At 74.6% G+C, this 10932-nt stretch carries 6 protein-coding genes; 1 reads left to right on the top strand and 5 read right to left on the bottom strand.

Going from position 1 to position 10932, the window contains the following annotated elements; all coding sequences use genetic code 11:
• The first annotated feature begins 69 nt into the window (after window positions 1–69).
• On the top strand, window positions 70–1095 hold the full coding sequence (gene sbnA, locus AC07FK_RS28430) for a 2,3-diaminopropionate biosynthesis protein SbnA (RefSeq protein WP_479107806.1): 1026 nt from the start codon (window positions 70–72) through the stop codon (window positions 1093–1095).
• Between the two features lie 120 nt (window positions 1096–1215).
• Here the strand turns inward: sbnA and AC07FK_RS28435 are convergent, their stop codons facing one another.
• The 5 genes from AC07FK_RS28435 to AC07FK_RS28455 all read right to left on the bottom strand — a co-directional run.
• Entirely contained in the window at window positions 1216–6483 is a 5268-nt protein-coding gene (locus AC07FK_RS28435; RefSeq protein ID WP_479107807.1) for a condensation domain-containing protein, read from the bottom strand.
• Window positions 6484–6487: 4 nt separating this feature from the next.
• Window positions 6488–8347, bottom strand: coding sequence for a non-ribosomal peptide synthetase (locus AC07FK_RS28440; protein ID WP_479107808.1), 1860 nt, complete (start codon window positions 8345–8347; stop codon window positions 6488–6490).
• Window positions 8344–9378 (bottom strand): TauD/TfdA family dioxygenase, encoded by a 1035-nt coding sequence (locus tag AC07FK_RS28445; RefSeq protein ID WP_479107809.1) that lies wholly within the window; start codon window positions 9376–9378, stop codon window positions 8344–8346. Before AC07FK_RS28445 ends, AC07FK_RS28440 begins: the two co-directional genes overlap by 4 nt.
• A 101-nt stretch (window positions 9379–9479) precedes the next feature.
• Window positions 9480–10295, bottom strand: coding sequence for a thioesterase II family protein (locus AC07FK_RS28450; RefSeq protein ID WP_479107810.1), 816 nt, complete (start codon window positions 10293–10295; stop codon window positions 9480–9482).
• A partial coding sequence (locus tag AC07FK_RS28455; protein WP_479107811.1) for a phosphopantetheine-binding protein occupies window positions 10292–10932 on the bottom strand: 641 nt, incomplete at its 5' end. The genes AC07FK_RS28455 and AC07FK_RS28450, both read right to left, overlap by 4 nt.

A 10932-nucleotide genomic window follows, 5' to 3' on the forward strand; every position in this document is an offset into this window, starting at 1 on the left:
GGTCATGGAGCCGCAGGACTGCCACCAGTAGACATGCGAGAGCGCTCCTCCGCAGATCAGGAGGCCATCGTGCCAGTCATATCCGTTCCCTACGCCTTCAACGAGGAGGATCTCTACGTCGACCTCCGGCCGATCTTCGGGTGCTCACTCTTCCTGAAGTGCGAGGGCTTCAACTTCGCGGGATCGATCAAGCTGAAGACCGCGATCGAGATGGTCGAGAGCGCCGAACGTGACGGTGTGCTGAGGTCCGACTCGATCATCGTCGAGTCCTCGTCCGGAAACCTGGGCGTGGCGATGAGTGTGATCGCGGCGAGCAAGGGCTACCGATTCCTGTGCGTGACGGACTCTCGCTGCAACCTGGCGACCAGGCTGATGATGGAGGCGCTGGGCAGTCAGGTGCACGTCATCTCCACCCAGAACCCCCGGAACGGCCTGCTCGGCGCGCGGCTCGACTACGTCCGCGCGCTGTGCGATTCCGACGACCGGTACGTGTGGCTCAGCCAGTACACCAATCCGAGCAACTGGAAGGCGCACTACCGCAGGACGGCGCCGGAGATCGATCACGCGTTCCCCCGTCTGGACGTGCTGTTCGTCGGGGCCGGCACCACGGGCACCCTGATGGGCTGCGCGCGGTACTTCCACGAAGAGCACCGCCCGGTGCGGATCGTCGCGATCGACAGCGTCGGCTCGGTGTCCTTCGGGGGTCCCCCCGGCCGCCGGATGATTCCCGGGCTGGGCACGAGCATCCGCCCCCCGCTGCTCGACGAGTCGTACGTGGACGAGGTCATCCACGTCGAAGAGCCGGACACCATCCGTGCCTGCCGTCACCTGGCCAGACACGGCTTCCTGTTCGGCGGCTCCACCGGCACGGTGGTCAGCGGCGCGATGGGCTGGCTCGACCGGCACGACACCCGGGACCTGACCGCGGTGGCCATCGCCCCGGACCTCGGGGAGCGATACCTCGACACGATCTACCAAGCCAACTGGCTGCACGCCCTGTACGGCGAGGACGTGCTCGGCTCCTACGAACCACGGGTCGCATCGGGGACCGCCGGCGGCGGCCCCCGCGGGCGCCGCGGCGCTTCGACCACCTGACGGCCGTACGGGGTACGGTCCGTGTCCCCCTCGCGAACGCGCCGGCCGCCCGCCCGAAGGGGGCGCGCGGCCGGCGCGGGCACAGGGGCGACCGAGCCCGCCAGCCGGTGTGTCGGCCCTTCAGCGCTGAGGCACGCGCGTGCCGGCGCGGGTGCGGCGGCGGAGGGCCGGGACCGGCGGCGGCGTGGGCGCCGCGGCCAGCAGGGCCGCCAGCGCCGCCGGTGTGGGATGCCGGAACACGTCCCGCAGGGTCAGCTCCCGGCCGAGTTCCGTGCGCACCCGGTTCAGCAGGCGCACCGCCAGGAGGGAATGCCCGCCGGACCGGAAGAAGTTCGCGTCCGGCGTCACCTCCTTGCCGTCCAGTACCTCGCTGAACAGGTCCACCAGCAGGGGCAGCGGGCCACCCGGGGCCGGCGGCCGGGGCGGCTGCCCCGTGACGCGCACGACGGGCACCGCGTATTCCGGCAGCCGGTCCGCCGCCCAGGCCTGCGCGTCCGCCTCCGTGACCGCACCCGTCATCCGGGCCACGAGCCTCCCGTCGGTGAGGGCCACTTCGGCGCCCGTGACCCCCGGCTGTGCGGCCAGCACCTCGCGTACGTGTCCGAGGTCCACCCGGTAGCCCGCCACGGTCGCGTACGGCCCGTCGCCCGGCCGGGGCGGTCCCGCCGGGAGGGCGGCGATGCGCGCCGCCGGATCCGCCGCGAACACCGCCAGCGCGTGCTCGAGGAGACCGGCCAGCCGCTCGGCGCCGGACCGGCCGTACAGATCGGTGGCGTACTCCAGCACCCCGTCCAGACCGCCGTGCTCCGCACTGCCGCTCAGCGCGAAGGTCAGGTCGGCCTTCGCGGTGTGCGCCCCGAACGGCAGCGCCTCACCGGCCAGCGGGCCGTCCTCGCCGCCCGCGCCGTCGGGCTCCGGGCTGACCCGCAACATCACCTGCACCAGCGGGTGGTGTGCCGACGACCGGTGCGGGTTGAGGTGTTCCACGACCAGGTCGAAGGGAGCCTCCTGGTGCGCGTACGCGGCCAGGTCCGCGTCCCGGACACGTACCAGCAGGTCCGCGAAGCACGGGTCCCCCGACGTGTCCGTGCGCAGGACCAGCGTGTTCACGAAGAACCCGACCAGTCCGTTCAGCGCCTGGTCGTCCCGGCCCGCGACCACCGTGCCCACCGCCACGTCGGGCCCGGCCCCGCAGCGGGTCAGCACCGCCGCGAGCGCCGCGTGCACCACCATGAACAGGCTGCTGCCGGTGTCCCGGGCGATCCGTTCCAGTCCGGCCCGTACGGGCGCGGGGACCGTGAACCCGGTGAGCGCGCCCCGCCCCGTGGGCACCGGAGGCCGGTGCCGGTCCGTGGGCAGGTCGATCAGCGGCGGCAGCCCCGCCAGTGCGCGCTCCCAGAACCCGAGCCGCTTCTGCGGCTCCGGGCCCAGCGACTCCCGCTGCCAGAGCGTGTAGTCCGCGTACTGCACCGGCAGCGCCTCCCAGGCGGGCGGGGAGCCGGCGGATCGCGCCGCGCAGGCGGTGCCCAGGTCGGCCAGCAGGCAGTCCGTCGACCAGCCGTCGGCGGCGATGTGGTGCAGCAGCAGGACGAGGGTCTGGCGTCCGCCGCCGTCGGAGGGCAGGAACAGCCAGGCGCGGAACGGCAGGTCCTTCCCGAGGTCGAAGACATGGTTCGCGGCCGCGTCCACGGCCTCCGTCAGGTCGGCGGGGAAGCCCAGTTCCAGCTGCGGGCGGGCCCCGTCGAGGACCACCTGGAACGGTTCGCCGCCCTCGGCCCGGTACACCGTGCGCAGTACCTCGTGCCGCTCGGCGACATCGGCGAGGGCGGCGGCGAGGGCGGCCGGGTCCAACGGCCGCTCCAGCCGCCGGACGAGAGCGATGTTGTAGGCGGCGGAGGGCCCTTCCAGCTGGTCGGTGAACCACAGGCGGCGCTGTGCGTAGGAGAGGGGGACCCGCCCGGGCCGGACGGCCGGACGCAGCACCGGCCGGCCCGCGCCGGCGTCCGGGCCAGCGGGCAGGCGGTCGTGCAGCGCCTGCGGGGTCGGGGCGAGGAACAGGTCGCGTACCCCGGCCTCCACGCCCAGTGCCGCGCGGATCCGGTTCACCAGCTTGCTGGCGAGCAGGGAATGCCCGCCGGTACGGAAGAAGTTGTCGCCGGCCAGCACCTCGTCGCGGCCGAGGATCTCGGCGAAGAGACCGCACAGCAGCTTCACGCGGGGGTGCTCCGGCTCAGCCGTCCGCCCGGCCCTCTCCGCCGCGCGCTCGGCGGCGTCCCGTTCGGCCTCGGCGAGCCGCTCCCGGCGGGCGGCGAGACCGGCCGCCTCCGTACCGGTGACCAGGCCCAGCGCGCTCAGCGGCCGGCCCGCGTCCGAGGCGAACGCCGTGAGGGCACGGGCGTACACGTCCAGGAGCAGCCTCGCCGTGTCCTCGTCGAACACGTCCGCCGCGTAGCCGAGCAGCAGCCGCAGCCCGCCGTCGGACTCCTCCTCGCAGTGGAAGCTCAGGTCGAATTTGGCCGCCCCCAGGTCGACGGAGCCGGCCTCGGCGGTCAGCGGGCCGAGGCGCGGCGCCTCCGTGGCGTCCGCCGTCCCGCCGGTCCGCACGGTCAGCATCACCTGGAAGAGCGGGTGCTCGCCGAGGGTCCGCCCGGCTGTCCCGGACAGCAGCTCCACCAGCACGTCGAACGGCAGGTCCTGGTGGTCGAAGGCGGCCAGGTCGACGTCCCGTACCCGCTCCACCAGCGCGGCGGCCGTGGGGTCGCCGGACGTGTCGGCGCGCAGTACCAGGGAGTTGACGAAGCAGCCGACCAGGTCGTGCAGGGCCTCGTCGGAGCGGCCCGCGACGGGGGTGCCGATCGCCAGGTCCGCGCCGGCGCCGGTCGCGGACAGCGCGGCGGCGAGGGCGGCCCGGGCCACCATGAACAGGCTCGCCCGCCGGTCCCGGGCGAGCGCGGTCAGCCCGCTGCGCGCACCGGGTTCCAGCCGGACGGCGACCGTGCCGCCGAGCCCGGTGGGCTCGGCCGGCCGGGGCCGGTCGTACGGCAGGGCCGTCCGCTCGGGCAGCCCGGCCAGGGCGGTCCGCCAGTGGCCCAGCAGCGCCTGCGGATCGGTGAGCAGCTCCCGCTGCCACAGCGCGTAGTCGGCGTAGGTGAGGGGCAAGGCCTCCCATGCGGGGGCACGGCCGCCCAGTCGGGCGCGGTACGCGGTGTCCAGGTCCCGGAGCAGCGGAGCGAGGGACCAGCCGTCCACGGCGATGTGGTGGACGAGCAGGACCAGCGCGCAGGCGCTGCCGTCCCCGGTGGTGAACAGCCGGGCCCGCAGCGGCACTCCGTCCGTCACGTCGAGCGGAGTGCGGCCGAACTCCGCCACCGTGGCGTCGAGTTCGGCCGCGTCGGCACACCGGGCCGTCTCCAGCCGGAGGACGAAGCCGTCCGTCACCCGCTGGTACGGTTCCCCGTCCGCGTGCGGGTAGGCGGTGCGCAGGACCGGGTGCCGCCCGGCCAGGTCGGTGAGCGCCGCTGCCAGTGCGCCGGTGTCCGGCACCCCGTCCAGGCGCAGGACCAGGGGGGCGTTGTAGGTGGCCGAGGGGCCCTCGATGCGGCCGAGCAGCCACAGCGCCCGCTGCGCCGCCGACAGCGGCAGCCGGTCCGGGCGTTCGGCCTCGGGCACCGCTCGCGGCGCGGGCCGGGCGGTCGCGCCGTCCCCGGCACGCGCGGCCTCGGCCAGCCGTCGGTGCAGGGCGGCCGGGGTCGGGGCCAGGAACAGGTCGCGGATGCCGAGCTCGACCCCCAGGGCGGTCCTGATCCGGTTCACCAGCTTGCCCGCGAGCATCGAATGCCCGCCGGTGCGGAAGAAGTTGTCGTCCGGTCCCGCGTGGGAACGGCCGAGCACCTCGGCGAAGAGCCCGCACAGGATCTCCTCGCGTGGGCCGCCCACGTCCCGGCGGCCGGTGCGTCCGGCGGGCGTCGCGGCGCTCCCGGACGCGGCGAGCGCCTGTCGCCGGGCCTTCAGCCCGGCCTGCTCCCCGGCGGTGGCCAGCGCGCCCAGCGGCCGGTCGGCGTCGTGTGCGAAGGCGTCCAGGGCCCTGGTGAACAGGTCCAGCAGCAGTTGCGCCGTGGACGCGTCGAACAGGTCGACGGCATAGCCGAGAGCGAGGTCGAGCCCGTCGGGGGAGCCGTCCGCGGCACCGCGCTGGGCGCAGAAGAACGTGAGGTCGAACTTGGCGGCCCCCAGGTCGGCGGCGCCCGGCCGGCCGGTGAGGTCCGGCCCGAGCGGCACCGGGCCCGCGCCCTGCGCGTCGTCGACGGTCAGCATCACCTGGAACAGCGGGTGGTGGGCGAGGGAGCGCTCGGGAGCCAGCCGTTCGACCAGCAGCTCGAAGGGCAGGTCCTGGTGCTCGTACGCGGCCAGGTCCGCGTCCCGCACCCGCTCCAGGAGCGTGGCGGGGCTCGGGTCGCCGGAGAGGTCCGTGCGCAGGGCCAGGGTGTTGACGAAGAACCCGACCAGCTCGTACAGATCCTCCTCGGGCCGGCCGGCGACCGGTGTGCCGATCACCACGTCCTGGCCTGCGCCGGCCGCCGCGAGGGCGGCGGCCAGCGCCGCGCGCACCGCCATCGGCAGACTGGCCCGGTGCTGCCGCGCGAGGGCGAGCAGAGCGCGGTGGGTGGCGGCCGGGACCCGTGCGGTGAGGGTGGCCCCGCGACCGGAGGGCTCGGCCGGCCGCGGCCGGTCCGCGGGCAGTGCCGTCAGCGCGGGCGCCCCGTCGAGCTGCCGCCGCCAGTGGTCGAGCTGCTCCGCCGCCAGGCTGCCGGGGTCGCCGGGGTCCCCGAGCAGGTCCCGCTGCCACAGGGCGTAGTCGGCGTACTGGACCGGCAGGGGCTCCCAGGCCGGCGCCCGGCCCGCGAGGCGGGCGCGGTAAGCGGTGTCCAGGTCGCGGAGCAGAGGGCGTACGGACCACCCGTCCGTGGCGATGTGGTGGATCAGGAGCACCAGGACCGTGCCGGTCCCTCCGCCGGCGTCCGGACCGTCCTGCGCGGCGAACAGGCGTACCCGCAGCGGCACGTCGGTCGTGACGTCGATCGGCTCCCGGACGAACGCGGCCACCCGTGCGTCGCGCTCGGCGTCCGGGCACCGGACCACCTCCGGCGGGGCGACCGCCCCGGCGTCGCGCACCTCCTGCCGGGGCTCGGCGTCCGGTCCGGCCGGCAGGACGGTACGCAGTACCTCGTGCCGCTCGACCAGATCGGCGAGGGCCGCGCCGAGCACCGCCGGGTCGGGCGTCCCGTCCAGGTGCAGCACCACCGGGGCGTTGTAGGTGGCGGATGGGCCTTCCAGCCGCCCGAGGAACCACAGGCGGCGCTGGGCGAACGACAACGGGGTCACGGTCATGTCCTCAGGCGTCGTGGGCTGCGACGAGCCCGTCGATGTGCGCGGCAAGGTCCCGCAGGCGCGGATTGGCGTAGACGGCCTTCACCGGCAGGGCCACGCCCAGCTCGGCCCGTACCCGCGAGACCAGCTTGATCGCGAGCAGGGAATGGCCGCCCAGCTTGAAGAAGTTGTCGTCGGGGCCGACCGAGTCCGCCCGGAGGACCGTCGTCCACACTCCGGCGATCAGCCGCTCGGAGGCGGACAGACCGTCGTCCTCGCCGGTGGGCTCGGGAGCGCAGAGCGGCGGTTCGGGCAGCGCGGACCGGTCCAGCTTGCCGTTGACGGTGGTCGGGAAGCGGTCGAGGGCGACGAAGACGGCGGGCACCATGTAGGCGGGCAGCCGGGCGCCCAGCAGGTCCTTGAGCGCGGCGGCGGTGACCGGGCCGGTGGCCCGGTAGTACGCGACGAGACCGGGCGCCCCGTGCAGGTCCTCGCGGAGGACGACCGCGGCCTCGGCGACGGCCTCGTGGGCGGCCACCGCGGCCTCGATCTCGGGGAGTTCGATGCGGAAGCCGCGCAGCTTCACCTGGCCGTCGGCGCGGCCCAGGCAGTCGAGCCTGCCGTCCGGCAGGACCTTCACCAGGTCACCGGTGCGGTACATGCGCCCGCCGGGCGCGGCGTCGTGGCCGCTGTCGGCGGTGAACCGCTCGGCGGTCAGGCCGGGCCGGCGGCGGTAACCGCGCCCCACCCGGGGCCCGGCGAGGTACAGCTCGCCCGTGCCGCCGACGCCGACCGGGCGCAGTTCGCCGTCCAGGACGCGTGTCCGCAGGCCCGGCAGGACGGCGCCGATGTGCGGCGCGGAGGGTTCCCCGGCGGGGGTCTCGATCCAGCCGGCGGTGGCGTCCACGGTGCACTCGGTGGGCCCGTACAGGTTGACCGCGCGGACGGTGCCCGCAGCGGCCAGGTCCGAGATCCGGGACCACAGGGCGGGGCTGATCGTCTCGCCGCCGATCAGCAGGGTCAGCGGGCGGGGTCCGCCGTCGGAGCTGAGCAGCTCGAGCAGCGGATCGGCGTGCGACGGGGTGAGGTCCAGGTCGGTCAGCGACGCCTCGTCCACGAGCGCGGCGAGCAGGGCCGGGTCGGCGCGCGTCTCGTCGTCGATCATCACCAGCGTGTCGCCGCGGCAGATCCGGGTCCACTGCTGCACGGAGGCGTCGAACGACGGGGAGGCGTTCCAGCCGACCCGGCCGCCCTCGGTCACGGCGATCCCGGCGTCCTCCAGTTCGGCGAGCAGCCGGGAGGCGGCTTCCCGGCCGATCTCGACGCCCTTGGGCCGGCCGGTCGACCCTGAGGTGTAGATGACGTACGCCAGGGTGTCCCCGGCCACGGGGACGGGACGGTACGAGGGCGCTGGGCGGTCTCCGGCGAGCAGCTCCGCCAGGTCGAGGTGCGGGACCCCCGGGGCCAGGGGTGCGCCGTCCGGGCCGCCGCCCGACGTGACGACGACGTCGGCGCCGGAGTCCTCGACGAGGTAGCGGCGCCGGTCGGCGGGCAGCTTGGGGTCGACCGGAAGGTAGGCGGCGCCCGCGGTGAGCGCGCCGATCAGCGCGGACACCAGGCCCGCGCCGCGCGGCAGGCAGAGCGCGACCACGCTCTCCGGGCCGACGCCGTGCGCGGCCAGCCGGCCGGCGATCCGCATGGCGTCGGCGCGCAGGCCGTCGAAGGTCAGCTCGCGGCCGCCGGCGATCACCGCGGCGCGCTCCCCGGGGACGGCTCCCAGCCGGTCCAGCAGATCGGCGGTCACCGGCCGCGGCGCGGCGGCGGGGGAATCGGGGGCCAGGGTGCTGGGGCGCTCGGGCAGTACGGCGGTCATGGCGGTGGTCACTTCCCGAAGACGGTGGTGGACGGCTGGGTGGCGGGGGAGCAGTCGGCGAGCGCGACCGGCTCGCCCATGGCGACGAGGATCTTGCGGTCGCCCGTGAACGACTCGCGCCCGTGGGCGCACAGGATGTTGTCGACGAGCATGAGGTCGCCCTGCTGCCAGGTCTCCCGGCGCGTCACCCGGTCGTAGACCTCGTTGACCGTGTCGACCTCGGCGTCCGTGAGCCGGGTCCCGTCGCCCAGGTAGGTGTTGAAGGGCAGGCCGTCCTCGCCGTACGTCTCGACGAGCACCTCGCGGACGTCCGGGTCCAGGGTGCGGCTGTTCCAGAACGCGAAGTGGTTGAACCAGACCCGGTCCCCGGTGACGGGGTGCGTGACGATCGCCGACCGGCGCTGACGGGTGACCAGGGAGTCGTCGTCCAGCCACTCGTACCCGATGGTGTTCTCGTCGCAGTACGCCTCGGCGACCGCCTTGTCCTCGGTGGCGAAGGTCTTGTGCCAGGGCAGCCCGGCCAGTTCGGAGTAGTTGCGCACGAGCAGCCAGCCGGCCTCCTCGAACCGGTCCCGCAGATCCGCCGGCAGCAGCCGCAGGGCCTCGCGCATGTCGCCGACGGTGGTGGCCCCGCCCTCCTCGGGGGCGGTCACACAGCCGAACAGCAGCACTCCGGGGAAGTCCAGGGTGTAGCTGTTCTCGTTGTGCAGCCGGATCGGCTGGGCGGCCGGCAGGTCCGTGGACGAGAACACGCCCTCCCCGAAGTCGGTGCGCGGGGTGGCCTTCTCCTTGTAGCCGGCCCGCTGCTCGATCAGGGCGTCGCGGGCGGTGGCGAAGGCCGCCGCGTCGGAGACGGGCAGTCCGCGCAGCAGCACCGCGCCGGAGCGGTGCAGCTCGGCCTGGATCTCGGCCCGGTGGGCGGTCAGCCACGCGGCGGCGGCGTCGATGTCGTGGTGGCCCGGGGTGGCCACGACGGCGGGCTTGCCCGGTTCGCGGATCACGGTCAGACCGGTCAGGACGGGGGCATCGGCGAAGGTGGTCATCGGAAGAGTCCTCTGCTGGGTGAAGCACGGAATCGGGAATGGTCGGCATACGAACGGCGGGCAGACGGTCGCACCCGGCGGAACGGGCCGGTGGAGCCGGTTCAGGCGGCGGAGGCCGAGAGGACCGCCGGCGCGCCGGAAGGCCGCGTACTGCAATCCAGGACGGAGCCGAGCAGGGCGAAGAAGCCGGGCAGCTGCTGCTGGAAGTAGAAGTGGCCGCCGGGCAGGACGTGCGCCGCGAAGCCGGCCCCGGTGATCTCGGCCCACCGGTCCAGCGCCGCCGCCGGCACCACCGGGTCCTCGTCGCCGCCGATCACCGTGACCGGGCAGTCGACGCGGGCCTCCTCGACGGGGCAGCGGTACACGTCGTCGATGGCGAAGTCGGCGCGGATCGAGGGAATGATGATCTCGCGGAGCTCGGGCTCGTCGAGGATCCCGTCGTCCGTGCCGCCCCGCTCCTTGATCGCGGCGACCAACTGGTCGTCGTCGAGCCGCTCGGGGTACACGGCGCTCGGATTCTCCAGGAACGGCGCCCGGCAGGCCGACGCCACCAGGGAGCGCGGCGCCCGCCCGGCCGCGGTGAGCAGACGTACCACCTCGAAGGCGACCAGCGAGCCCATGCTGTGCCCCAGGACCACCAGGTCCTCGCCCAGGTCGGCGGGGAGCGCCGCCGCCACCGGGCCGGCCAGGTCGGCGATGGTCCGGGGCAGGTCTTCGGCGAACCGGGCGCCACGGCCCGGGTACTGCCCGATCAGAAGCCGTACGTCCTGGGGCAGATGCGCCCGCCACTCGGCGTAGGCGTGGGCGTTGCCGCCCGCGTGCGGCAGCACCAGCAGCGCGGTCCGCTGCGGGCCGTCGCCTGGCAGGTCCCAGACGATGTCGTCGGCGTTCGGGAGAGGGGCGGTCCGGTCGGTCATGAGGTGATCCGTTCCTGGTCGGAGCGGCGGCGCAGGGCGGGCCTGGCGCGGCGCGGCTCGGGTGTGGTCGCGGCCTGCGCGGAACGGGCGCCGAGGTGGGCGGCCAACTGCGCGGGCGTGGGATGACGGAATACGTCGCGAAGGGTGAGGCTCAGGTTCAGGGCGGAGCCCAGGCGGTTGGTGAGCCGGGCGGCGAGCAGGGACTGCCCGCCGAGGTCGAAGAAGTTGTCGTCGATCGAGACGGCCGAGGACAGCCCCAGCGCCTCGGTGAAGGCGTCGCACAGGGACTGTTCGAGCGCGGTCCGCGGCGTGCGGCCGCCGGTGCCGGGAGCGGCGTGCGGCACCGGCAGGGCGCGCTTGTCGATCTTCCCGTTGGGGGTGAGCGGCAGCCGGTCGAGCAGCACGACGAACGCGGGCACCATGTGGTCGGGCAGCAGGGTGCGCAGCCACTGCCGGATCTCGGACGGCGAGGGCCGCCCCGTCCCGGCGGCGACCGCGTACGCGGTCAGCTGCGCGATGCCGTGGTGGTCCGGGTGCGTGGCCACGGTGGCTTGGGTGAGGTGGGGGTGGGTGGTGAGGAGGGTTTCGATTTCGGTGGGTTCGATGCGGAAGCCGCGGATTTTGATCTGGGTGTCGG

The organism is Streptomyces sp. NPDC046122 (assembly GCF_056429965.1).

Bases quoted from the DNA above. Each gene is read 5' to 3' on its own strand.
- AC07FK_RS28435 (WP_479107807.1), bottom strand. From the start codon at position 6,483: ATGACCGTGACCCCGTTGTCGTTCGCCCAGCGCCGCCTGTGGTTCCTC.
- AC07FK_RS28445 (WP_479107809.1), bottom strand. From the start codon at position 9,378: ATGACCACCTTCGCCGATGCCCCCGTCCTGACCGGTCTGACCGTGATC.
- AC07FK_RS28450 (WP_479107810.1), bottom strand. From the start codon at position 10,295: ATGACCGACCGGACCGCCCCTCTCCCGAACGCCGACGACATCGTCTGG.